The sequence below is a fragment of the Streptomyces sp. NPDC050528 genome, assembly GCF_044457795.1.
GTDB lineage: Bacteria > Actinomycetota > Actinomycetes > Streptomycetales > Streptomycetaceae > Streptomyces.
Genome location: NZ_JBITHH010000013.1, coordinates 40,129 through 62,626 on the forward strand (window position 1 = coordinate 40,129; position 22,498 = coordinate 62,626).

21 protein-coding genes are annotated in these 22,498 nt (G+C 69.6%); 4 read left to right on the top strand and 17 right to left on the bottom strand.

What is annotated here, in order from left to right; translation table 11 throughout:
- Window positions 1–94: 94 nt before the first annotated feature.
- The 10 genes from ACIBK4_RS37480 to ACIBK4_RS37525 all read right to left on the bottom strand — a co-directional run bounded on the left by ACIBK4_RS37480 (window position 95) and on the right by ACIBK4_RS37525 (window position 9,075).
- Window positions 95–1,063: a helix-turn-helix domain-containing protein gene (locus ACIBK4_RS37480; RefSeq protein WP_399002293.1), complete on the bottom strand. Its 969-nt coding sequence runs from the start codon at window positions 1,061–1,063 to the stop codon at window positions 95–97.
- A 50-nt stretch (window positions 1,064–1,113) separates the two neighbouring features.
- Window positions 1,114–1,833: an SDR family NAD(P)-dependent oxidoreductase gene (locus ACIBK4_RS37485; RefSeq protein ID WP_399002295.1), complete on the bottom strand. Its 720-nt coding sequence runs from the start codon at window positions 1,831–1,833 to the stop codon at window positions 1,114–1,116.
- Window positions 1,830–2,867, bottom strand: a complete 1,038-nt coding sequence (locus ACIBK4_RS37490; RefSeq protein ID WP_399002297.1) for a 2,3-butanediol dehydrogenase — start codon at window positions 2,865–2,867, stop codon at window positions 1,830–1,832. The genes ACIBK4_RS37485 and ACIBK4_RS37490 overlap by 4 nt, the downstream gene beginning before the upstream one ends.
- 123 nt (window positions 2,868–2,990) lie before the next feature.
- Window positions 2,991–3,524 carry a 2,4'-dihydroxyacetophenone dioxygenase family protein gene (locus tag ACIBK4_RS37495; protein WP_399002299.1) on the bottom strand — a complete coding sequence of 178 codons (534 nt, stop codon included), beginning with the start codon at window positions 3,522–3,524 and terminating at the stop codon, window positions 2,991–2,993.
- A 294-nt stretch (window positions 3,525–3,818) separates the two neighbouring features.
- Window positions 3,819–4,706: an SMP-30/gluconolactonase/LRE family protein gene (locus tag ACIBK4_RS37500; protein ID WP_399002301.1), complete on the bottom strand. Its 888-nt coding sequence runs from the start codon at window positions 4,704–4,706 to the stop codon at window positions 3,819–3,821.
- Window positions 4,707–4,722: 16 nt separating this feature from the next.
- On the bottom strand, window positions 4,723–5,697 hold the full coding sequence (locus ACIBK4_RS37505; RefSeq protein WP_399002303.1) for a sugar kinase: 975 nt from the start codon (window positions 5,695–5,697) through the stop codon (window positions 4,723–4,725).
- On the bottom strand, window positions 5,694–6,314 hold the full coding sequence (locus tag ACIBK4_RS37510; RefSeq protein ID WP_399002305.1) for a bifunctional 4-hydroxy-2-oxoglutarate aldolase/2-dehydro-3-deoxy-phosphogluconate aldolase: 621 nt from the start codon (window positions 6,312–6,314) through the stop codon (window positions 5,694–5,696). Before ACIBK4_RS37510 ends, ACIBK4_RS37505 begins: the two co-directional genes overlap by 4 nt.
- Before the next feature lie 49 nt (window positions 6,315–6,363).
- Window positions 6,364–7,509, bottom strand: a complete 1,146-nt coding sequence (gene dgoD / locus ACIBK4_RS37515) for a galactonate dehydratase (RefSeq protein ID WP_399002307.1) — start codon at window positions 7,507–7,509, stop codon at window positions 6,364–6,366.
- A complete protein-coding gene (locus ACIBK4_RS37520; protein WP_399002309.1) occupies window positions 7,506–8,312 on the bottom strand; it encodes a FadR/GntR family transcriptional regulator in 807 nt (268 codons plus the stop codon). Before ACIBK4_RS37520 ends, dgoD begins: the two co-directional genes overlap by 4 nt.
- Before the next feature lie 19 nt (window positions 8,313–8,331).
- On the bottom strand, window positions 8,332–9,075 hold the full coding sequence (locus ACIBK4_RS37525) for an SDR family NAD(P)-dependent oxidoreductase (RefSeq protein WP_399002311.1): 744 nt from the start codon (window positions 9,073–9,075) through the stop codon (window positions 8,332–8,334).
- Window positions 9,076–9,245: 170 nt separating this feature from the next.
- On the opposite strand from ACIBK4_RS37525, the gene ACIBK4_RS37530 reads away from it, so the two are divergent.
- The 3 genes from ACIBK4_RS37530 to ACIBK4_RS37540 all read left to right on the top strand — a co-directional run bounded on the left by ACIBK4_RS37530 (window position 9,246) and on the right by ACIBK4_RS37540 (window position 12,488).
- Window positions 9,246–10,592, top strand: a complete 1,347-nt coding sequence (locus ACIBK4_RS37530; protein WP_399002314.1) for an ABC transporter substrate-binding protein — start codon at window positions 9,246–9,248, stop codon at window positions 10,590–10,592.
- Window positions 10,593–10,656: 64 nt separating this feature from the next.
- Entirely contained in the window at window positions 10,657–11,562 is a 906-nt protein-coding gene (locus tag ACIBK4_RS37535; protein WP_399002315.1) for a carbohydrate ABC transporter permease, read from the top strand.
- Complete coding sequence (locus tag ACIBK4_RS37540) at window positions 11,559–12,488, top strand: carbohydrate ABC transporter permease (protein WP_399002317.1); 930 nt, start codon at window positions 11,559–11,561, stop codon at window positions 12,486–12,488. The genes ACIBK4_RS37535 and ACIBK4_RS37540 overlap by 4 nt, the downstream gene beginning before the upstream one ends.
- 1,199 nt (window positions 12,489–13,687) lie before the next feature.
- Here the strand turns inward: ACIBK4_RS37540 and ACIBK4_RS37545 are convergent.
- On the bottom strand, window positions 13,688–14,416 hold the full coding sequence (locus tag ACIBK4_RS37545; protein WP_399002319.1) for an SDR family NAD(P)-dependent oxidoreductase: 729 nt from the start codon (window positions 14,414–14,416) through the stop codon (window positions 13,688–13,690).
- A 103-nt stretch (window positions 14,417–14,519) separates the two neighbouring features.
- Window positions 14,520–15,431: a helix-turn-helix transcriptional regulator gene (locus ACIBK4_RS37550; protein ID WP_399002321.1), complete on the bottom strand. Its 912-nt coding sequence runs from the start codon at window positions 15,429–15,431 to the stop codon at window positions 14,520–14,522.
- 575 nt (window positions 15,432–16,006) lie between these two features.
- On the opposite strand from ACIBK4_RS37550, the gene ACIBK4_RS37555 reads away from it, so the two are divergent.
- Entirely contained in the window at window positions 16,007–17,029 is a 1,023-nt protein-coding gene (locus ACIBK4_RS37555) for a zinc-dependent alcohol dehydrogenase family protein (protein WP_399002323.1), read from the top strand.
- A 251-nt stretch (window positions 17,030–17,280) separates the two neighbouring features.
- Here the strand turns inward: ACIBK4_RS37555 and ACIBK4_RS37560 are convergent, their stop codons facing one another.
- The 5 genes from ACIBK4_RS37560 to ACIBK4_RS37580 form a co-directional block, all read right to left on the bottom strand.
- Window positions 17,281–19,434, bottom strand: a complete 2,154-nt coding sequence (locus ACIBK4_RS37560) for an alpha-galactosidase (protein WP_399002325.1) — start codon at window positions 19,432–19,434, stop codon at window positions 17,281–17,283.
- Window positions 19,435–19,468: 34 nt separating this feature from the next.
- Complete coding sequence (locus tag ACIBK4_RS37565) at window positions 19,469–19,594, bottom strand: hypothetical protein (RefSeq protein WP_399002327.1); 126 nt, start codon at window positions 19,592–19,594, stop codon at window positions 19,469–19,471.
- A gap of 95 nt (window positions 19,595–19,689) precedes the next feature.
- Window positions 19,690–20,457 carry a glucose 1-dehydrogenase gene (locus tag ACIBK4_RS37570; RefSeq protein WP_399002329.1) on the bottom strand — a complete coding sequence of 256 codons (768 nt, stop codon included), beginning with the start codon at window positions 20,455–20,457 and terminating at the stop codon, window positions 19,690–19,692.
- 64 nt (window positions 20,458–20,521) lie between these two features.
- Window positions 20,522–21,778, bottom strand: a complete 1,257-nt coding sequence (locus ACIBK4_RS37575) for an MFS transporter (RefSeq protein ID WP_399002331.1) — start codon at window positions 21,776–21,778, stop codon at window positions 20,522–20,524.
- Between the two features lie 178 nt (window positions 21,779–21,956).
- Complete coding sequence (locus ACIBK4_RS37580; protein WP_399002333.1) at window positions 21,957–22,496, bottom strand: cyclophilin-like fold protein; 540 nt, start codon at window positions 22,494–22,496, stop codon at window positions 21,957–21,959.
- Between the last annotated feature and the right edge of the window lie 2 nt (window positions 22,497–22,498).

Below are 22,498 nucleotides of genomic sequence, written 5' to 3' on the forward strand. Positions count from 1 at the left end.
CTGCGAACGACTACGGAGAGCCATATTCGCATCTGACCGTACGTGGGGAATTCCTCGGGGCCGCCGTCACCCTCACACCCCTCGTCCACGTGCGTTACTTCGTCGCCTCCGCCCGGGCATCGCTTGGCGTGAGGCCGAACCTGGAGCGGAAGAGACGGGCGAAGTGGGCCTGACTGGAGAATCCCCACCGGTGCGCGACGTCGGCGATCCTGGTCTCCCGCGCCCCCGGTTCGGTGAGTTCTTGATGCGCCCTGAGCAGGCGCCGTTCCACGATGTGCCGTGCCGGAGACGTGCCCGTCGATTCGAAGATCCGCCCCAGGTGGCGTACCGAGATGCCCATCACGCCGGCCACCTGCGCGGCCCCCAGACAGGGGTCGTACAGATGCCGGTCGATGTAGTCCTCGGCCACAAGGAGCTGCGACCGGTAGGCGTCGGGTCCCGGCCGCCCGCTCGTACGTTCCTCGGCTAGTCGCCTCAGCAGGCCGAGCACGGCCCCCTCGGCGTCGGCGGGACCCGGCGGCCCGCCACGCAAGGTGGCCAGCCCGCCGAGCAGGGAGTTCAGCGCGGCCACGAGCGCGCCCTCCCGCGCCGTTCCCCGTCCGAACAGCATCGGCCCGGGCAAACCGCCTCCCACGCCCGCCTGCCCGAACAGGTCGTGCGGCACGTCCACCAGGATCTGCCGCATCGAGGAGGAGAACCCGAACAGATAGGGCCTTCGGGTGTCGTAGACGAGCAGCTCGCCCGCCGTGGCCGCGAGGCAGCCGTTCTCGTGCAGGAACACAGCGTCTCCCTTGAGCAGCAGGGTCGCGAACACCGAGTCCTTGGGCGCCGACCTGACCGTCTGCGGGCTGCGTTCGACGGCGTGGGCGTTGCCGGCGATCTCTGCGAGGCGCAGTGCGCCCAGCTCGGTGTTGGTCTGGCTGGCCAGCAGACCCTGCTCCGAATAGGAGGTGCAGGACAGGCCCACCAGCGCCTTGCGGTTGTAGTCCTCCCAGTAGTGGACGCGCTCGGCGGGTGCGATGTGCTCGGTGGTCGCCCGGGAGATCACGGAGGGGACGGACACGTGACCTCCCACGGTCATGCGGTCGGGATGCCCTGAGCCTAGGTGACATGTCACACGGCCAGGTAGCCTCCGTCCACAGGGACGACCGCTCCGGTGACGTACGAGGCCGCCACCGAGCACAGGAATGCCACCACCGAGGCGACCTCGTGCGGCTGCCCCAGGCGCCCGGCCGGAATGCGGGCCAGCACCTGGGCCGTGGCCTCGGGGTCGTCGAGCACCCCCCGGGCCAGCGGGGTGACCACGAAACCGGGCGCGACGGCGTTGACCCTGATGCCGTCGGCGGCGTACTCGGCGGCCAGCGACTTCGTGAGCTGGGACACTCCGCCCTTGCTCGCGCTGTAGGCGGGCCGGTCCCTGCTGCCGAAGAAGGCGAACATGGATGAGACGTCCACGATGGCGCCGCCGTTCTCGGCCAGGGCCGTGCGAGCGGCCTGACAGGCGGCCATGGTGGCGGTGAGGTTGATCTCGATGACCCGCTGCCAGCGGGCGAGGTCGTACTCCTCGCGATCGTGGCTGACGCCCGCGCAGTTCACGAGGGCGTCCAGCGGCTGCTCCGCGGACAGCAGAGCAGTCAGGCCGGCGCGGTCCAGCACGTCGTGTTCCACGACGTGGACGCGGGGGTGGTCAGGCAGTTCGGCTGAATCGGCGGGTGGCAGGCCGAGCGCGGTCACGTCGGCGCCCAGCTCGGCGAGGAGGACGGCCGTGGCCGCGCCGATCCCCGAGGTCCCACCGGTCACGAACGCCCGCCGCCCGGCGAACTCGCCGCTCACGGACGCTGATCCCTTGGTCGTACCAGCACTTTGACCTGCTCCTCTCCCCGCAGCAACGCCTCGAATCCGTCACGTACGACGTGCTCCATGGCAATGGTGGACGTGACGATCCCCGCCAGGTCCACGCCCTCCTCGGCCACCAGGCGGATCAGCTCGGGATAGGCGTCGCGATATCCCACGCTGGTCGTGATCGTCTGCTCGTTGTTCACCAGCGCGAAGGCGTCCAGGCGGACCGTACCGGTCAGGCCGAGGAACATCACCCGCCCGCCGCGTCGGGTGGCGGCCAGGCAGGCACGCAGGGTGTCCTCCGATCCGATCGCTTCGAACACCACGTCGGCTCCCTCGCCGCCGACCACGTCGGCGAGGTCAGCGCCGGTCTGGGTGGCCCCCAGGCGCAGCGCCAACTCGCGGCGGGCCGAAGACCGGTCGGCGGTGACGATGCGTCTGGCGCCGCAGCGGGCCGCTAGCTGGGTCACGAGCAGCCCGATCGGGCCCAGGCCGAGGACGGCGACGGTCTCGCCAGGGCGTATCCCGGCCCGCCGTACCGCGTGCAGGGCGACGGCGGCCGGCTCGAACACCGCCGCCTGCTCCAGGGAGACCGACTCGGGCAGCCGGTGCAGCATGTACGCGGGCACAGTGGCGCGCTCGGCCAGCCCGCCGTGGCCCATGAGTCCGGCGAACCCGAAATGCCGGCAGATGTTGTACTCCCCCGCGAGGCACCGCGGGCAAGCACCGCACCGGTAGTGCGGCTCCACCGCCACTCGGTCGCCCGGGGCGACACGCGTGACATCGCCGCCCACCTCGGCGACGATGCCGCAGAACTCGTGCCCCAGGACGATCGGAGCGGCCACGCCGGACTCCGGGTGCGGGTCGCCCACGGGAAGGGCGTGCGGCCCATCGGTGTACTCGTGCAGGTCGCTGCCGCAGATCCCGCAGTAGGCGACCTCGATCGTCACCTCGTCGGGGCCGGGTGGTGTCACCGGCACGTCCTCGACGCGTACATCCAGGGCTCCGTACCAGACGGCCGCCCTCATGCGAGGTACCCGGCGGTCGCGAAGAGGGCGAGGGAGCGGATCTCGTACCGGTCGGCCGTACGGATGTCCCGCACGGCGGTGGTGTAGTTCATGGAGATCTCGATCGGTCGGGGGCGCCGCGGCTCAGCGGAACAGGGAGTTGACGTAGTCGGCGCCGATCCCGACCTTCTCGTAGTGCTCGCGGCACATCTTGATGTAGTCGTGCACGTCGAAGAAGCCGTCGGGCTCGCCGTTCTCGTCCAGCCAGATGAGCGGGCCCTTGACGATGAAGAACGCCTTCATCGGCTCGGCGCTGTCGTAGGCGACCAGCGTGTGCCCCTCGCCCGGGGCCTCGTAGACGAAGTCACCTGCGGTCGCCGTCCAGGGCCGCTCCAGGTAGCCCCACTTGCCGGAGATCGTGTACGCGAACACCTCGTGCGGGTGGTAGTGCCGGTTGACCAGCCCCGCCTCCTTGGCCCGCAGAATGTCGGCCCAGGTGTTGTCCTTGACGTTGATCCACAGCGGCCGTGAGCTGACGGTCTCGGTGAACGGCACGTAATAGCGGTCGTCGTCCGTGGCCACCTTGGACAGGTAGACCTCGGGGAGGGCGTCGGGGCGGAAGGAGTTCTCGATCGGCCTGAGGTCCTTCCAGAACTCTCCGGCGGGCATGTCGGGCATGTGGACGGCCTCTTTCGTCGTGGACTTCCCGGAGTGAATCCCGAAGGGACCGTTGACGTCTTTCCCGTGGCAGACCTCAGCGTTTGCAGATTCCGGACATCCGCCGGTGGTGGGCACGATCAGGCTCGCGCCCACCTGGGACGGCCGCGGCGTCGGTAAGGCCGGATTCAAGGACCGGACACGACCGGCTCCTGCTGACGCCCGCACTCGCCGAACGCCCCCGCGTCGACGAAACGCATACCTGGGCCACTTGGTTTTCGACCAGTCCCGACATGCCGGGTGAAGGAGAGGGTTTCAGCGTTGGCCGCGCCAGGCGCAGGCCGCGGTTCCCCTGACCGGTACGGGGACGCTGAGCACCGCGCCGGAAGTGGCGGTCGGATTCGTCACCCCGTACCGGGCCGTGGTGACGAGGAGACGGTTGTCGCCGGGATGCAAGCACACCGACGTGGGATGCGGGGCGGGGACGGTCACTGTGTGGATCAGGCGGCCGTCGGGGTGGTACCGGCGGACCGCGCCGGCGCCCCACATCGCCACCCACAAGCAGCCCTCGGCGTCGACCGTCATTCCGTCGGGGCTGCCCTCGCCGTCGCGCAGTTGGGCGAAGGTCTCCGGGCCGCCGACGAGGTCGCCGGAGACGGGATCGACCCGGCAGCGGAAGATGGTGCCGGCGGCCGTGTCGGCGAGGTACATGATCGCGCCGTCGGCGGTGAAGGCAGGCCCGTTGGCGATGGTCAGGCCGTCGAAGACGCGTACGACCGTGCCGTCGTGGTCCGTCCGGTAGAGCGAGCCCGCGCCGTGGGTGCCGTCGTAGGCCATGCTGCCCGCCCAGAAACGGCCGGCGGGGTCGGCGACGCCGTCGTTCATCCGGCTGGGGACCGGGGTGCGGTCCTCGGGGCGGTCCAGCCATTCCAGTGCGCCGTCGGCGGTGAGCAGCGCGATGCCGGTGCCGGCGGCGGCGATCCATGTGCCCGGCCGGTCGCCGACCGGCGCGACGGCTCCCAACGGGACGTCGAGCCGGGCCAGTTGGTGCGCGGCCGGCCCATTGTCGTCGCGCAGTTCGAAGAGCCGGCCGCTGAGGATGTCGACGTACACGTACCGGTCGTCGACCCAGCGACCGCCCTCGGCGAGTTCGTACGCTCCGTCGACGACGACCGACGCCGGTACTGCTGCCGTGGATGTCATGATTCGGTCCTCCCGGTCAGCGAATGGTCGTGCCCTCGGGCTGGTCGAACAGGCCGAGTTCGTCCCGCGTCGGCAGGCCCTCCCAGTCGCCGCGGGTCGCGACGGCGAAGGCCGCGGTGGTGACGGCCCGGTACAGACGGGCGGGGATGTCCGCGCCGTGGAGGTGTCCGGACAGGTATCCGGCCACGAAGGCGTCGCCCGCTCCGACCAGGTCGACCGCGCCGACCTCTCGCGCGGGGCAGTTGGCCGCGCCGTCTGTGGTGAAGGTGGTCGCGCCACGTGCGCCGCGTTTGATGACCACCTCGGTCACGCCCGCGGCCAGGATGTGTTGCACGGCGTCGGCTTCGCCCGTTCCGGGCCGTTCCAGCATCAGCGGCAGCTCGTCCTCGGAGGCGATGAGCAGGTCGGTGTGGGTCAGCAGCGGTCGGAGGGCCGCGCGGGCGTGGTCCGAAGTCCACAGCCGGGAGCGGTAGTTGACGTCGAGGCATACGGTGATGCCGGCGTCGTGGGCGGCCGTGGCGGCGGCCAGGGCGGTTTCGGCCGCCGACGCGCTGAGCGCCGGTGTGATGCCGGTCAGATGCAGGATGCGGGGTCCCGAGGCCAGCGCGGGCAGGACGTCGGCCGGTGAGAGGGCCGAACCCGCGGAACCGGCGCGGTAGTAGTTGACGCGGGTGAGCGTGCCCAGCCGGGGTTCGGTCAGCAGCAGTCCTGTGGGCCGGCGGGTGTCGTCGGTGACCGCGTGGCCGGTGTCGATGCCCTCGGCGCGCAGCGTGCGCAGGACCAGCGCGCCGAGTTCGTCCGCGCCGACCCGGCCGACCCAGCGCACCCGGTGCCCGAGCCGGGCGAGACCGATGGCGACGTTGGACTCGGCGCCCGCGACGGACAGCCCGAGATTGCCGCCGAGCCGCAGGGCGCTGTGGGCGCGCAGCGCCGCCATCGTCTCGCCGAAGGTCACCACTTCGGGCGGGGTCTGGTGATCCGGTGTCGTCACAGCGTCTCCCCCTCTGCGACCTTGCGGAACACGGCCGCGCGGGCTCGGAGTTGGTCCAGGTCGCCGCCGTCGGCCGCGTCCCCGACGAGGGGTGAGCCGACGCCGACGGCGAGGGCGCCCCGGTCCAGGTAGTCGCGGGCGGCCTGTGCGTCCACTCCGCCGACGGGCACGAAGGGCACCTCGGGGAAGGGGTCGCGCAGGGCCCGCAGGTAGCCGGGGCCGCCGAGCGTGCCGGGGAAGAGTTTGATCGCGGCGGCGCCCCGCGCGAGGGCGAGTTCGATCTCGCTCGGGGTCAGGGCTCCCATCAGCACGGGTATGCCGTAGGGCTCAAGACCGTCGACCAGTGCCGGGGTGACGAGGTAGGACGCGCCGGCGTCCACGGCGCGGGCGGCGTCCGCGGCCGAGCGTACGGTTCCGGCGCCGACCAGTGCGTCGGGGCCCAGTTCGGTGCGCGCCTGCCTGATCACGGTCAGGGCGTCGGCCGTGGTCAGGGAGACCTCGACGGCCGCGATGCCCTCCTCGGCGAGGGTGCGCACGGTGCGCAGGGCCGCGGCGGGATCCTTGCCGCGGACGATCGCCAACAGGCGGTGGGCTCGAAGCGATTCCACCAGGTTCATGGAGCAGGCTCTCCTTGTGCAGGGGGTGCGGGGAATGGCCTGATGACGGTCACCATTCGGTGAACGCCCCGTCGGGGCCGCGCCATACGGGATTGCGCCAGCGGTGTCCGACCTCGGCGGCGCGGCGTACCGCCTTCTCGTCGATCTCGACGCCGAGACCTGGGCGGGTCGAGGCGACGGCGTATCCGCCCTGGAACCGGAAGGGTTCGGGATCCATGACGTAATCCAGCAGGTCGCACTGCTGGTTGTAGTGGATGCCCATGCTCTGTTCCTGGATGAGGAAGTTCGGTACGGAGAAGGCGATCTGAAGGCTCACGGCCAGGGCGATCGGCCCGAGGGGGCAGTGCGGGGCCAGGGCGACGTCGTAGGTCTCGGCCATGGCCGCGATGCGGCGGACCTCGGAGATGCCGCCGGCGTGCGAGAGGTCGGGCTGGGCTACGGCGATGCCGCTGGTCATGACCTCGCGGAAGTCCCAGCGGGAGTAGAGGCGTTCGCCGGTGGCGAGGGGAATACTCGTGGACTCCACGAGGCTGCGCAGGTGGCCGGAGTGTTCCGGCGAGACGGGTTCCTCGACGAACAGCGGGTGCAGCGGCTCCAGTTGGGGCAGCAGGCGGCGTGACATGGCGGTGGAGGCGCGGCCGTGGAAGTCGACGGCGATGTCCCGCTCGTCGCCCAGCACTTCACGGACGGCCGCGACGCGGGCGACGACCTCGGCGGTGCGCGCCGGGGTGTCGATCGGGGCGAGTTCGGCCGAGCCGTTCATCTTCACGGCGGTGAAGCCCGCCTTCATCTGTTCCTCGGCCAGTTCCGCGACCTCGCTGGGGCGGTCCCCGCCGATCCATGCGTACATCCGGACGCGGTCGCGTACCGGGCCGCCGAGAAGACGGTGCACGGGAACGCCGTACGTCTTGCCGGCGATGTCCCACAGTGCCTGGTCGATGCCGGCGACGGCGCTGGAGAGGATGGGGCCGCCACGGTAGAAGCCGCCCTTGGTGAGCACCTGCCAGTGGTCCTCGATGCGCAACGGATCCTGGCCTACGAGGTAGTCGGCCAGTTCGTGGACCGCGGCGCGTACGGTCTCGGCGCGTCCCTCGATCAGTGGCTCGCCCCAGCCGGTGACGCCCTCGTCGGTGGCGATGCGCAGGAACAGCCAGCGCGGAGCCACGAGGAACGTCTCAAGTCCGGTTATTTTCAAGGAGTTTCCTTCGGCGGCGTGTCGGTCGCGACGTCGGCGGCGCGGTCTTCCTTGTCTTTCCGTGCCTGTACGGCTGCCAGGTCGTCGGTGGCCTGGGCCAGGACTGACTCGACGGCGGCCACGGCGGCGTCCGGGTCGCCGGCTTCGACGGCGTCGAGCAGTTTCTGGTGCACGGGGATGGAGTCGGCGAAGTGCCGGGCGCCGTGGACGATCTGGTCGCGCACGCGCAGGCCGGCCTCGATGACGACCTCCATCCGGCTGAGGAGTTCGTTGTGCGCGGCGTCCAGCAGGCCGCGGTGAAAGGCCAGGTCCGCCTCGACCATCGCGTCCGCGTCCGTGCCCGCCGCCGCCATCGCGTCGAGCGCCTGGCGCAGTGTGTCCAGGTCGGACGGCGTTCGGCGGGTGGCGGCGAGCCGGGCTCCGGCGGGCTCGACGATCGCGCGGACCTCGGCGAGGTCCCCCAGGAAGCCGTCGGTGGGAGCGCTGCTGCCCTGCCAGCGCAGCAGGTCGCTGTCGAGCAGGTTCCAGTCGGCGCGGGGCCGGATGGTCGTGCCGCGTTTCTGCCGTGATTCGAGTAGGCCTTTGGCGGCCAGCACGCGCAGTGCTTCGCGCACCACGGTCTGGCTGACGCCGAGTTCGGTTTGGAACTTGGCCGGGTCCACCACGGTGCCCGGGGGGTAGTCGCCGCGCATGATGCGCCGGCCCAGTTCTTCCACCGCTTGGCCGTGCAGCCCCCTACCGGGTTGGCTCACCAGGTTCTCCGTTTCCGTCTCGGTGCTGTTCGCGGAGGCCTCGTACGGCATACCGCGAGGTGCGCGGCGCTCACGAGGACTCCTTCATGACGCTCCATCCTCCGTCGACCACGAGGCTCGCTCCGGTCACGTAGGAGGCGTCCGCCGATGCGAGGAAGGCGACTGCGGCGGCCACCTCCTCCGGCTGTCCGAAGCGCTTGGCCGCCGTGGCCGCCACGCTGCGCGCCCGCTCGGACTCCGGGATCCCCTCCCATGCGGCGGTGAGGATGGGTCCGGGCAGCACCGTGTTGACCCGGATGTCCGGGCCGTACTCGACGGCCAACTGCCGCCCCAGTGAGCACAGCGCGCCCTTCGCGGCGGCGTAGGCGGCATGACCGGGGATGCCGATGACCGCGTGCACCGAGGAGGTGAGCACGACGGATCCCGACGCCTGGCGCAGCATGGCCGCGAAGGTCTTCATCCCGCGCCAGGCCGGCTTGAGCAGCACGGCCATCTGACCGTCCCACTCGTCCTCGCTCAACTCGTGGGCGGGCTTGTTGAGTTGGGCGAAGGCGTTGCTGTGCAGCACGTCCAGCCGGCCGTGACGCTCGCCGACGTGGCGGGACAGGTTCTCCCAGTCGGCGGCGGAGGTCACGTCGCACCGTACGTACTGCGCGCGCCCCCCGCTCTCCTCGATGCCTGCGGCGAGTGACTTGCCCGCCGTGTCGTCCACGTCCGTGACCACGACGGTCGCGCCCTCGTCCGCCAGCCTTCGGGCCGTGGCGGCGCCGATTCCATGCGCGGCGCCGGTGATCACCGCCACCCGCCCCGCCATTCTGCGGCACTCCGTCATCGCGTGCGTCTCCCCTCTGATGGCTGCTGTGCGCACCCACCATAGCTGTTTCAATTAATTATGAATATATCTTGACGAGATGGCGATGGCGCTCCAAGACTGACCGGCAGCAAAAGGCACGTTCAGTACGAAGTGAGGAAGGACCTCCTCCCATGAGCCGCACCACACACCTCCGCAGAAGCCGGGGCGCACTCGCAGCGACCCTTGCCGCCACCGCCCTGGTGATCTCCGCCTGCGGAGGTTCAAGCAACTCGCAGGACAAGGGAATCCAGGCACCTGTCAAGGCCGGTCAGAAGGTCGACCTGCGCTTCTGGTCGTGGGTTCCCGGTGTCGACAAGGCTGTCGACAAGTGGAACGCCACTCACCCGGACATCCAGGTCAAACTGGAGAAGATCCCGGCAGGCAGCAGCGGCGGCTACGCCAAGATGCGCGCCGCGCTCAAGAGCGGCAACGCGCCCGACCTGGCACAGGTGGAATACCAGGAGATCCCCTCGTTCCTGCTGGAGAACGGCCTGGTGAACCTGTCCAAGTACGGCGCGGACAAGGACCGGTCGAAGTTCGTGGACTGGCAGTGGCAGCAGGGAGTCTTCGACTCGGCTGTCTACGCGATCCCCCAGGCGTCCGGCCCGATGGGCCTGTTCTACCGCTCCGACCTGTACAAGAAATGGGGCATCAAGCCGCCCGCCACCTGGGACGAGTTCGCCCAAGCCGCACAGAAGATCCACGACGCCGACCCGAAGGCCTACATCAGCACCTTCCCCGCCGGCAACTCCGCCTGGTTCACCGCCCTCGCATGGCAGGCCGGCGCCAAGTGGTTCGGCGTGAACGGCGACACCTGGTCGGTGAACATCGACTCCCCGCAGACCCTCAAGGTCGCCGCCTTCTGGGACAAGCTGCGCAGCAAGAAAGTGATCAAGACCGAACCCGACTTCGCCAACGGCTGGTACAAGGACCTGCAGACCGGCGCCATCACCTCGTGGGTCAGTGCCCAGTGGGGCGACGCCATCATCAGCGGCAACGCTCCTCAGACCGCCGGCAAATGGGCGGTCGCACCCATGCCGCAGTGGACAAAGGGCTCGAACGTGTCCGCGAACTGGGGAGGCTCCTCCACGGCCATCCTCAAGGGCGCCAAGCACATCCCCGAGGCCCTGAAGTTCGCCGAATGGCTCAACACCGACCCCACCAGCGTCGACCTGCTGCTGCAGGGCGGATACGGCTGGCCCGCGGGGGCCGACGCGTACAAGGGCTCCTCGCTGGACAAGCCGTCGAAGTTCTTCGGAGACCAGAAGTACAACGAGGTCTTCGCACAGGCGGACAAGAGCGTCGACAACTCGTGGAAGTGGATACCGACGATCGACGCCACCTACCAGCACCTCAACGACGGCTTCCAGGCCGCCCTGGCCGGCAAGGGCACGTTCGTCTCGGCGGTCCAGCAGGCACAGAAGCAGACCGTCGAGGACCTGAAGAGGAAGGGCCTGAAGGTTTCCACCGGCCAGTGACCACCTCCGGAGGGCGCGACACGGCCGCCGCCGTTCTCCCCTCCGGACTCCAGAAAGAACCCAGATGCCCACCCGAGCGCCCCGCCGCCGCAGAAATCTGGCGCCCTTCGCCTTCGTCGCGCCATTCCTCCTCCTGTTCCTGCTGACCTTCGCCGTCCCCATCGGCTACGCCGTCTACCAGAGCGTCATGGATGTCGAGCACACCGGAGCCCTCGGGCTCGGCGGCAGCCGTACCGTCTTCGTAGCGCTGCGCAACTACTCCGACGCGTTGTCCGATCACGCCTTTCTGCGCAGCATCGGTCGCGTACTGCTGTTCGCCGTCGTCCAGGTGCCGGTGATGGTCGTGTTGTCCGCCGGGCTCGCCCTGTTGCTGGACAGCGCCTCGGCAAGAGGCGTGCGCTTCTTCCGCGCCGCCTTCTTCCTGCCCTACGGCGTTCCGGGGGTCATCGCGTCCATCCTGTGGGGCTTCTTGTACGTTCCGGGAGTCAGCCCCCTCGTGGACGGCATGCGCCACCTCGGGATATCGGTCGACCTGCTCGGCGGAAACACCGTTCTGTGGTCCATCGCGAACATCGTCACCTGGGAGTTCGCCGGCTACAACGTCCTGGTTCTCGTCGCCCAGTTGCGCACCATCCCCGCGGAGCTGTACGAGGCCGCCCGCATCGACGGCGCCAGCGCGTGGGCGACGGTCCGGCACGTCAAACTGCCGCTGCTGCGCCCGGCGTTGATCCTCACCACGGTCTTCACCATCATCGGCACGCTGCAACTGTTCGCGGAACCGCTGGTGCTCAAGCCCGTCTCATCGAGTATCGACAGCGCCTACACCCCCAACCTCAGCGCCTACAACGAGGCGTTCACCAACGACAACTACCACCTCGCCGCCGCCGAGGCGGTACTGCTCGCCCTCGCCGCGTTCGTGCTCTCCTTCGGTTTCCTGCGGCTGATCAACAAGAGAGGTGGGGACGCGTGAGTCTCCAGACACCGGCCCGCACAGTCCCACCAAGGGGCGAGACGCCGGCCTCCGACGACGGCACGACGCCGCGCGGCGGCATCACCGGGGTCACCACGCGCAGTCGCATCCTGGTCACCGGCCTGCTCGTGGCAGCCGCCGGCTACTTCCTGCTCCCGGTGTACTGGCTGGCGGTGGCGTCCACCAAGTCCACCGGCGACCTGTTCGGCAGTTTCGGGTTGTGGTTCTCCCATCCCCGGTTCCTGAGCAACCTGCACCAGGTGGTCACCTACGACCATGCGATATACCTGCGCTGGGCCGCCAACAGCCTGCTGTACGCGGGCGTCGGCGCAGGCGTGGCGACACTTCTGGCCGCGATGTCCGGCTACGCGCTGGCCAAGTTCTCCTTCACCGGCCGGGACACGATCTTCAACATCGTGCTGGGCGGCGTCCTGATCCCTGCCACGGCGCTGGCGCTGCCCATGTACCTGCTGTTCAGCAAGGCAGGCCTGGCCAACACCTACTGGGCCGTACTGCTGCCGAGCTTCGTCAGTCCCTTCGGCGTGTACCTGTGCCGGATCTACGCCGCGGCATCCATACCGGACGAGTTGCTGGAGGCGGCCCGCATCGACGGTGCGGGAGAGATCCGTATCTTCACGGTCGTTGCTCTGCGCATCATGACCCCCGCCCTGGTGACGATCTTCCTCTTCCAGTTCGTCGGCATCTGGAACAACTACTTCCTGCCGCTGGTCATGCTCTCCGACTCCAAGCTGTACCCCATCACCCTCGGCCTGACGTCGTGGCAGTCCTTCGCCGACCGCCAACCACAGCTCTACCAACTGACCGTCGGAGGCGCCTTTGTCTCCGTCGTCCCCCTGATGATCGCCATGGTCGCCCTGCAGCGCTTCTGGCGCAGCGGTTTGACCGAGGGCAGCGTAAAGGGCTGAACACCGCCGGACCGGAGGTCCTGCCCCTTGCCGCGGGCGGAGGTGCCGTCCCACTCCAGGTTTGACCCGATATCGAGGGAGGGTCGCCACCCTTGAGTGGCCACGTATCGGTGCTCGCACTGGCGTCGGCGATGTCCGACGGAGCAGCCCGCGTGGTTTCGTGGTGCTGCCCGAGCGGCGGATCGTCGAGCGCCAACTCGCCTGCCTGATAAGCGACTTCGAGCGGCGCACAGTGGTACTCGACGAGGCTGCCTGTACAGCTGCCGTCGGCCCGGACCACGGTCGGCCGACGGCACGCGTCGGCGACATGCCGCAGCAGGACCCGGGCAGCGCTGCGGTCGCCAGTGTCCGCCAGCGGTAGCCATCACGCCCAGCAGCAGACGCACCACGTGGAGTGTGTTGCGATCCTTGAACCGGTGGCCAAGCTGTCCTGACCTGCGATTTTGTCAGTGCGCGTTATGTGCGATGTGGGCGTTACGGGCGATATCTTGACGCTGAAATGACGCTCGTGACGCTCATTTGACGCTCGCTCTGATGGCATGTCAGGCGTGTTGGGATGCTGGTCATCGCCTTCGACGAGCTCTACCAACGGGCCTGCTTCATCGTGGAGGACCGCTGATGCACACCTGACCGCACCAAGGCGGGAGCCTGTTCACGGCTGGCTCCCGACATTGGTTGCAGCCATGGTGCATGGACAGCGGCGAGTGCAGCGTCCGCTGTCAACGCTCGTTCCGTTCCAGAGCAACAAGGCCCTTCCGTAACGGAACATGAGGGCCGCACGGAACGAGCCGTGAGCGTTTACCGAGTGAAAAGGCTGACGCCTCCATCGATGGGGGTGGAAGTGGGCTACCGAGCCCACCTGCGCGCTGTCCGGTGAACAGCCCGACATCACCCGATCAAGTTCAGTAGTGCCCGCCGATGCTCGGGTGAAGGCCAGCGGTTGGCCGGCGGAGTCGGTGAGGGCGATGAAGGCTCGGAAGATGGATGCGGTCGTCGTGGACGCGGATCACGAAGACCCGGTCCAGGCTGTCGGCCGTCGCATGACTTGCACGGTTCGACATCAACCGGCGCGCCCCTCGATGTGTCGGTGACCGACGACACGCTGCGCAGGCTCGACGGAATCTGGCCCGGCCCTGGCGGCGAAGGCCGGAAGCCAACGCCTGGTAGACGCGCCCCGGGGTGAGACGACCGCGTCGCGTTCAGTCGAGCGCGACGCCCGTCTCCGCGGCCAACGCCTGCATCAGGCGGTCCTGGAATGCCTCGTCGTGGACGGCGGGGTGTGACTGCTGTATCCGGCGGTGGTACCAGTACCCGCCGGTGGTCCGGGCGTCGGGTTCGTCGCTGACGGCGAGCCACTCCTGGGTCTGATGGCCGAGTTCGAGATCGTCCGGTGCGTCCGGACCGCCCATCCTGGTCGGCACCCAGCCCGGATCCACGGCGTTGCTCAGCACCTCGGGCCGTCGGCGGGCTACCGCGGCCGCGAGCGTGGTGACGAACAGTTTGCTGTCGGGGTACGAGCCCGCGTTTGCGCCCCGCCAGTTCACCCCGGCGAGTGAGGGGCGCCCGCTGAGGTGCGAGCTGCTGCTCAGATACACCATGCGGCGCGGCCCGGGCAGCAGGGCCGTCAGCAGGTACGGTGCGATGACGTTGACGGGCATGACGGCTGGACCGTTCCATACCCCGGCGTTGTGGATGACCGCGTCGAGCGGGTCGGCGTCGTTCAGCCGGGCGGCGAGGTACCGAACGGCATCCGGGTTGGCGAAGTCGCCCACCACCAGCTGCGCCCCACGGTTGACCAGGAAATTGAGGGCCGCCGCCCGCTCCTGGTTTCGGGCGTGCACCACCACATCGTGCCCTGCGGACAGCAGCGCATCCGCCGTGGCGCGGCCAAGGCCGTCTGCGGAACCGGTCACAAGGAGCCGACTCACGATTGCTCCTCCCTCTGTTACTTCTTGCACGATCTCGCGTAGCGGTCCGCACCGGCGAGGTCAGCACGTCACGTGATCTTCGTCGAGTGCCGGAGTCCTACCTTCAGGGCGGCTCCCTGCCGCTGGCGGGTTCTGCTTCCCGGAGTCGGGTCGCTGCCCAGCTGGCGAGGAGTTTGAGTCGGTCCTCATCAGGGGTGCCCGGCTCGGCCGTGCAGATGGTCAGCGAATGTGCTTCACGGGGGGAAATGGTCAGGTCCAACGGCTGGTAGACGAGTTCGAGAGGCCCGGCCTCAGGGTGCTGGAAACGCTTGACCCCGCCGTGGTGGATGCGCACGTCGTGGGCGGCCCAACGGGTACGGAACTCGGGGCTTACCGTGCACAGCTCACCGACCAGTTCGCGCAATGCCTTGTCGTGTGGATATCGTCCGGCCTCGGCGCGCAGCAACGCAACGGTGGCGCCGAGGGCGCCGTCCCAGTCGGCCACGAAGTCGGGTGCGCCGCGATCGAGGAACCAGTACCGCGCGAAGTTCGGACGCCTGCGTTCGTCCGTCGTCTCGCTGTTGAACAACGGCGCGAAAAGGGCGCGGGCCAGCGCATTGGTGGCGACGATGTCCAAGCGGCCGTTGGTGACGAACGCCGCGGACAGTGTCATGGAGTCCAGCAGCCACTGGACGCGGGGCGGTATCTCGACGGCTTTGCGGCGGCGCGGCGCGTGGCTGGGAGGCTGTGCGGCCCTGGCCAGATCGAACAGGTAGATGCGTTCGTCCTCATCCAACTGCAGTGCGCGGGCGACCGCGTCGAGGACATCTTCGGAGACGCCGCCGATGTGGCCCTTCTCCAACCGTGTGTACCACTCGGTGCTCACGCCGGCGAGGACGGCGACCTCCTCGCGCCGCAGCCCCGGAACCCGGCGCCGGCCGCTGGTGGGCAGCCCCACCTGCTCCGGAGCGATCTTGGCGCGCCGGGTGGCGAGGAAGTCACGGATGTCGGCGCGGTTGTCCGGGAGGCGTTCCATGCCTTCCACGCTACGGCCCGCATCTCCGGGAAGGGAGGTTGAGCTTGTCCCCCCCGATAAACGCAGCCTGTCACGCCTGCGCAAGACGCGATTTCGTGGGATGCGCACCCCGATCTCGACCCGCAGCGGAGAGGAAGCATGACCACGCGAGGAGATACCCTCCACGCCCCGCCGACCTGCGGAGCAGTAGCCACGGGCAGCCGCCCTCCCGGCTTCCGCTCCTCGTGTACGTCCTGGCCCTGGGTACGTTCCTGATGGGCATGACTGAGTTCGTGGTGGCGGGCCTGCTGCCGGAGATCGCCGGTGAGCCCCGGGCCCTGCCGCGATCGGCACCGTCAGCGCCGCTCTCACGCTGATTCCCACGATCGCCATCGCGCTCACCCAGCGCCGCCGCCCGGCGGCGCACACCCCAGCCGCATCGGCGGCGGGAAGGCCGAGCCCGGGGCCGGACAGGTAGGCCCCTCAAGCGGACTCGCCGGCGTGCAAGCCCTCCAAACCGAGCCGCGGCACTGCCGTGCCTTCCTGAACACGAACCGGCGTCTCAGGCGCCGGCACAAACAGCAAGGAGACCCACCATGCGTGGAGTAGTCATGCACACCGCCGGCGACGTCCGGGTGGAGGAGCGCGAGGATCCGAAGATCATCGAGCCCACCGACGCTCTCGTGAAGCTGACGGCGACCTGTATCTGCGGTTCTGACCTGTGGCCGTATCGCGGCATCGAGCCCGCCGATCACACGCTCATGGGCCATGAGTACGTGGGCGTGGTCGAAGAGGTTGGCGCTGCGGTGAAGACGGTCAAGCCCGGGGACTTCGTGGTCGGATCGTTCGTCATCTCCGACAACACGTGCGAGATCTGCCAGGCCGGGTTCCAGTCCAAGTGCGTGCACGCCGAGTTCGTCCACGCCGGGATCGGCACCCAGGCCGAGAAGGCTCGTATCCCCTTGGCCGACGGCACCCTGGTCGCCACCCCGGGACAGCCCGACCCCGAGCTGGTCCCCGCGCTGCTCGCCGCCTCCGACGTGCTGGGCACCGGCTGGTACGCCGCCGTCGCGGCAGAGGTCGGGCCCGGCAAGACCGTCGCGGTCGTCGGTGACGGCGCAGTCGGCCTGATGGCAGTCCTGGCCGCCAAGCAGTTGGGCGCGGAACGTATCATCGCCATGTCCCGTCACCCTGAGCGGCAGAAGCTGGCCCGCTACTACGGCGCCACCGACATCGTCGAAGAGCGCGGCGACGAGGGCGTCGCCAAGATCAAGGAGCTGACGAACGGGCTCGGTGCGCACTCGGTGGTCGAAGCGGTCGGCACGCAGGAGTCGTTCATGCAGGCCGTCGGTGCCACCCGCGGCGGCGGGCACCTGGGCTACGTGGGCGTGAACTACGACGTGTCCATCCCCGGGATCCAGCTGTTCTTCGCCGGCATCCACACGCTGGGCGGGCCGGCCCCAGTGCGCCGGTTCCTGCCGGAACTGATCCAGCTCATCTGGGACCGCGAGATCGACCCGGGCAAGGTCTTCGACCTCGTCCTGCCGCTGGAGCAGGCCCCGGAGGGCTACAAGGCGATGGACACGCGCCACGCCACCAAGGTGATGCTCACCTTCTGACCTGCCTGCACATCCCTCCCCTCTCGGCCCGCCCCGCGTCCCCGCAACAGACGGGGCGGGCCCGGGGCGTGGCTCCCCAACTCCTCGGCACGCCGCCATGGCCTCGGCACGCGCATGCGTGACCTCAGTAAGCGGCGAGCGGCCCTCTCCGTCCTGGTACAGGTAGTCGTACCTCGGCCGCTGGGCGCGATTCCGATTGGCTGCTCAGCGACGGCGGGCAGTCCCATCGGCTTCGAGCCAGGCGGTGAGGCTCAGCGGCTGGTGAGGTGGAGCAGGATGAGTTGTTCGGGGTGGAGTGTGGGGATCTGGATGCCGACGTGTTCCAAGACGCTGCCGGGCAGGGCGATGCCGTCCTTGGTGCACCACGCGGGGGTTCCGCGTTCCATACCGGGGGCCTGGTCGGCCGGGGGTAGCGGGCGCAGGTGGTAGGTGATGTCCGGGTCGAGGCCCGGCAGCCGCAGCGTGCCGGGGTGGGCGGCGACCGGGGTGGTCATGGAGGCGAGGGCGAAGACGGCTTCGGTACGGTCGGAAGAGATGACGCCGTGGGCCCACAGGGCCGGGTCGGGGTGGTCGACGCGGACGACGCGTCCGGCGTGCAGCAGGTGGCGGAGCTGCTTGTGGAGGGTGATCCAGCGGGTGAGTTCGGCGCGTTCGCTCTCGCTCGCGCGGGTCAGGTCCCATTCAATGCCGAGGTGGCCGAAGAGCGCGGTGCCGGCCCGGAAGGCGAGGTCGTGGGTGCGGCCGGTGGTGTGGGAGCGGGCGGCGCCGATGTGGGAGCCGACGAGTTCGGGCGGCAGGAGCAGACCGGTCCAGCGGTTGATGGACTGGCGTTCCAGGGCGTCGTTGCAGTCGCTGGCCCAGACGCGGTCGGTGTGTTCGAGGATGGCGAGGTCGACCCGTCCGCCGCCGCTGGAGCAGGATTCGATCTCCAGGCCGGGGTGGCGCTGCCGTAGTTCGTCGAGCAGGGCGTAGACGGCGAGGGTCTGGGCGTGGACGGCGGGTTCGCCGTCGGGTGAGTGGCCGGCGTCGACGAGTTCGCGGTTGTGGTCCCACTTGAGGTAGGCGATGTCGTACTCGCTGAGCAGGTTGTCGAGCCGCTCCAGGATGTAGGCGTACGCCTCGGGGTGGGTGAGGTCCAGGACCTGCTGGGAGCGGCGGTCGGCGGGGGTGCGGCCGCCGGTGGCCAGGATCCATTCGGGGTGGGCGCGGGCCAGGTCGGAGTCGGGGTTGACCATTTCCGGCTCGACCCACAGGCCGAACTCCATCCCGAGCGCGCGGACCTGGTCGATCAGCGGGCTCAGGCCATCGGGCCAGACGGTTTCGTCGACGTACCAGTCGCCGAGTCCCGCCCGGTCGTCACGGCGGTGGCGGAACCAGCCGTCGTCCAGGACGAAGCGTTCCACGCCGACCTGTGCGCCTAGATCGGCGAGGTGGGCGAGTTTGTCGAGGTCGTGGTCGAAGTAGACGGCTTCCCAGGTGTTGAGTACCACCGGGCGGGGCCGGTGCGGATGTCCGGGGCGGCCGCGCAGGTGGTCGTGGAAGCGGGCGGACAGTCCGTCCAGGCCCTGGTCGCTGTGGGAGCCGTAGAGCCACGGGCCGGTGTACTGCTCGCCGGGGCCGAGGATCGCCTCGCCCGGAAGCAGCAGTTCACCGGCGGCGACGACCGGGCGGCCGGTGGGCAGTCGTTCGGCCATGATGCGGTGGTTGCCGCTCCAGGCGATGTGCAGGCCCCACACCTCGCCGTGGCCGAAGCCGAAGCCCGGTGTGCCGGCTGCCATGACCAGGGCGGCGTCGGGTCCGGTGCGCCCGCTGCGGGTCTCGCGCAGCCAGGTGCCGGCATGGAAAGGATGGCGTTGCGGGGCGCGTTCACGGCACCAGCGGCCGGTGAGGTCGAGCAGTTCGGTGGCGGTATCGGGGACCGGCAGCGCGAGCATCAGGCCGTCGAGCGTGTACGGCCTTTCCGTGTCGTCGTTGCGTACGGCGGCTCGTATCCGCACTAGCCCGGAAGGGGTGAGTCCGGCTTCCAGGAGGAGAGCAAGGCGGGCGTTGCGGTCGGTGGCCCGGATGCGTACCGAGGCGCTCTCACCCTCGACCGAGTCGAGGGTGAAAAGAGGTGACCAGTCGGCGCCTTGGCGGTGTCCGGTCAGACCGGGCTGTCCGGGCCATCCGGTTCCGTGTTCGGGCAGTAGCGAGACCCGCGGCACGGCGTCGTCGAATCCCGGCATGTTCGGCAGGGTGACGGCCTCGGCCAGCTGCGACAGCTCATGCTGTGTGAGGTCGCCGAGATCGGTGCCCCAGTGGAGCACGGTGGGCAGGCCGGTGCCCCGCAGGTCGAGGACCAGGCTCACGCCTGCGGCCCGGAGATGGATGAGTCTTTCGGCGGCGGCATCGGCGGGGGTCTTCATGGCACAGATCGTCCTCAGCGTGTCAGGGTCGGGATCAGGAGGTGGCGTGCGGCAGTTCGCGCGTGTGAGGGCCGTTGTACTGCTGGTCGGTGACCGGCTTGGCCAGGTGGGTTTTGGTGCTGCCGTCGCCCTTGGCCTCCCACAGGGCGAGGCGTTCCATGAACCGGTCGGGGACGGCTCTTCGTGGCGCCTTTCAATCCGGTGCGGAGGGCCGGGGTGTGGGTAGCCGCTCGTTGATCATGTCGTGGCCCGTCCCTATCGGGCGACGTAGCCTCCGTCGACGGGGAGGGCGACGCCGACGACGAAGCCGGCCCCTGGGCTGCACAGCCACAGAACGGCCTGGGCGATCTCCTCGGCGGTCCCGAGCCGGTTGATGGGCTGGTTGGCCTCGGCCTCGGCGCGGTCCAGCTCGCCCTTGGCGATCATGTCGCTGACCATGGGGGTGTCGATGGTGCCGGGGCAGACGGCGTTGATACGGACGCCGCGCGGGGCGTACTCCAAGGCGGCGCTGGTGGTCAGGCCGATGACTCCGTGTTTGGAGGCATGGTAGGAGGCGCGGCCGGGGAGGCCGACCAGGCCGCCGAGGGAGGAGCAGTTGACGATGGCGCCGCTTCCCTGGGCGCGCATGTGCCGCAGTTCGTGCTTCATACAGGCCCACACGCCGCGCAGGTTGACGGCGTTGACGCGGTCGAAGTGTTCGGCGGGCTCGTCGGCTGCGTCGCTGGGCGGGATCTGGATGCCGGCGTTGTTGTAGGCCATGTCCAGGCGGTCGAACGTCTCCACCGTGCGGTCGACGGCGGCGGCGACCTGGTCCTCGTCGCTGACATCGCACGGGACGGCGAGGACCCGGTGGCCGGCGACGGTGAGTTCCTTCGCGGCGGCGTTCAGGGCCGCTTCGTCGATGTCGGTGAGGGCAACAGCGGCCCCGGACGCGGCGAAGGCGCGGGCGGTCGCCAGGCCCATGCCCGCGCCGGCCCCGGTGACGAGGGCCACCTGGCCGGTGAAGTCGTAGGCGGGGTTCATCGTGGATCCTTCCGGTCGGTGCGGCGGCGACACGGCGTCGGCTCATGGCGGACGCCGACCGGGCTCAGTGATGCGACGGCGTCCGTGCGGGTCGGTCACTCGGCGCGTGGGCCGCAGCGGTGCGCCGAGCCACGATGCGGCTCTTGGCGGAGGCGCCGCGGACGGCGAGGGCGATGAGCGGGAACAGGGTGAGGGCGGCGATGACGGTGCCGACCAGGGGCGGGCCGGTCACGCCGAGGGAGGAGTCCAGGGCCGCACCCGCGATGAAGGAGCCGCTGGCCACACCGACGTTGAAGGCGGAGGTGGTCAGCGCGGACGTGAGGGTCGGAGCGTCACCGGCGAACCGCATGGCGAGCGCTGTGACGACCGGGTTCACCGTGAAACCGCTCAGGCCCATGAGGAAGACCAGGATCGTGGCCGTGACCGCGTTGGTGGACAGCGGGATCAGCAGGAACAGGACCAGGGCGGTGGCCGCTGCGGCGGTGAGGGTGGTGCCCATCGGACGGCGCTCACCCAGACGGCCACCCGTGGTGGTGCCGCCCAGGGCACCGACACCGAAGGCGATGAGGACGAACGGCACGGCGCCCGCCGGGATCCCGGCACGGTCGGTCAGCAGCGGGGTGACGTAGCTGTAGGTCGCCAGCACCCCGCCCATGATGAACACGGCTGCGCTCAGCGCCAACCACAGCCGGCCCTGGCGCAGGGCACCGAACTCGGCGCGCAGCGAAACGGTCGCGCGTTGTTCCTGGGTGGGGATGAAGCGGCCGATGAAGACGGCGGCGAGCGCGGAGAGGGCGGCCAGTGCCCAGAACGGGCCGCGCCAGCCGACGAACTGGCCGGCGAAGGAGCCGATGGGCACGCCGACGACGTTGGCCAGAGTCAGCCCGCCGATCATGACGCCGGTCGCGCGGGTGGCCCTCTGCGGGCCCGCGGCGGTGGTGGCGACGACGAAACCGACGGACCAGAACGCCCCGGTGGCCAGGGCGGTGACGACGCGGGCGGCGAGGACGACGGTGAAGGAGGTGCTGAGGGCGGCCACCACGTGACCGAGGCTGAAGACGGACAGAGCCAGGATGAGCGTCTGGCGCTGGGGCAGGCGCAGGGTGGCCATCGCCATGGTCGGTGCTCCGATGATCATTCCGACGGCGAAGGCGGTGATCAGCAGCCCGGCCCGGGAGGTGCTGACACCGAGGCCGGTGGACAGTTCGGGCAGCAGACCGGCGATGACGAACTCGGTGGTGCCCATCAGGAACGTGCCTGCGGCCAGCACCCAGACGACGATCGGGAGCTTGCCGGGGGTGGTCCCGGATGTGGAAGGCATACGGAAGGTCTCTCCTTGAGCGGAAGGAAGGAAGCGGAATACGGGCAAGCCAGGTGGGCGACGCGGAAGGCCGCCGGAGCGGACGGCAATCGCCTCTTTCACCGTTCCACGGCTGAAGAAAGGGGAGGACGTTTCCCCTGGGGCACCGACCGGATGCTTGCGGTGGCTGCCGGCAGGGTCAGGGGGCCGTTTCGATGGTGATGTGCTCGGCGTTGGCGAGCCGTTCGGTGTCGCGGTCGTCGATGTGGCCGAGGATGATCAGGTCGGCGGAGGCGGAGTCGCCGTCGCGGTAGAACAAGGCCAGGTTGCCCCAGGGCGCGTAGTAGGCGAGGTCGCCGGCCTTCGGTGCCGCCGGGTCCGGGGCGCCGGCGGTGCCCAGCCTGCGCGGCGGATAGGCGATCCGCTCCGTCTGGTGGAAGTCCTCCAGATCGAGGCTGAGCGGGAGCAGGGAGGCGAAGTCGCGGGCTACGGCGTGGTCGTTCAGGGTGGCGTCGACCGGTTGGCCGTCGATGGTGACCTGGATGTTCATGGCGGCGTTCCTGTCGGCCGATGCGGTGGATGCCGGGCGGGCAGGCGTCTGTTGCCGTCCGGAGGGGGACGACGCGGACGAGGCGGCGGGCGAGGTACCGGGCGAGGTGTCGGTGCAGGCGGTGACGGCAAGCAGCAGGGTCGCGGCTGCGGCGCCACGGGCCGCCAGGGCGGGAAGGGCGGTCGGCATCA

What these genes read in the sequence shown, in the direction of transcription:
- ACIBK4_RS37580 (WP_399002333.1), bottom strand. Translation starts at nt 22,496, where the DNA reads ATGCCGACCGCCCTTCCCGCCCTGGCGGCCCGTGGCGCCGCAGCCGCG.
- ACIBK4_RS37495 (WP_399002299.1), bottom strand. Translation starts at nt 3,524, where the DNA reads ATGCCCGACATGCCCGCCGGAGAGTTCTGGAAGGACCTCAGGCCGATC.
- ACIBK4_RS37570 (WP_399002329.1), bottom strand. Translation starts at nt 20,457, where the DNA reads ATGAACCCCGCCTACGACTTCACCGGCCAGGTGGCCCTCGTCACCGGG.
- ACIBK4_RS37530 (WP_399002314.1), top strand. Translation starts at nt 9,246, where the DNA reads ATGAGCCGCACCACACACCTCCGCAGAAGCCGGGGCGCACTCGCAGCG.
- ACIBK4_RS37550 (WP_399002321.1), bottom strand. Translation starts at nt 15,431, where the DNA reads ATGGAACGCCTCCCGGACAACCGCGCCGACATCCGTGACTTCCTCGCC.
- ACIBK4_RS37535 (WP_399002315.1), top strand. Translation starts at nt 10,657, where the DNA reads ATGCCCACCCGAGCGCCCCGCCGCCGCAGAAATCTGGCGCCCTTCGCC.
- ACIBK4_RS37560 (WP_399002325.1), bottom strand. Translation starts at nt 19,434, where the DNA reads ATGAAGACCCCCGCCGATGCCGCCGCCGAAAGACTCATCCATCTCCGG.
- ACIBK4_RS37575 (WP_399002331.1), bottom strand. Translation starts at nt 21,778, where the DNA reads ATGCCTTCCACATCCGGGACCACCCCCGGCAAGCTCCCGATCGTCGTC.
- ACIBK4_RS37490 (WP_399002297.1), bottom strand. Translation starts at nt 2,867, where the DNA reads ATGAGGGCGGCCGTCTGGTACGGAGCCCTGGATGTACGCGTCGAGGAC.
- ACIBK4_RS37565 (WP_399002327.1), bottom strand. Translation starts at nt 19,594, where the DNA reads ATGGAACGCCTCGCCCTGTGGGAGGCCAAGGGCGACGGCAGCACCAAA.
- ACIBK4_RS37500 (WP_399002301.1), bottom strand. Translation starts at nt 4,706, where the DNA reads ATGACATCCACGGCAGCAGTACCGGCGTCGGTCGTCGTCGACGGAGCG.
- ACIBK4_RS37555 (WP_399002323.1), top strand. Translation starts at nt 16,007, where the DNA reads ATGCGTGGAGTAGTCATGCACACCGCCGGCGACGTCCGGGTGGAGGAG.
- ACIBK4_RS37525 (WP_399002311.1), bottom strand. Translation starts at nt 9,075, where the DNA reads ATGGCGGGGCGGGTGGCGGTGATCACCGGCGCCGCGCATGGAATCGGC.
- ACIBK4_RS37510 (WP_399002305.1), bottom strand. Translation starts at nt 6,314, where the DNA reads ATGAACCTGGTGGAATCGCTTCGAGCCCACCGCCTGTTGGCGATCGTC.
- ACIBK4_RS37520 (WP_399002309.1), bottom strand. Translation starts at nt 8,312, where the DNA reads ATGCCGTACGAGGCCTCCGCGAACAGCACCGAGACGGAAACGGAGAAC.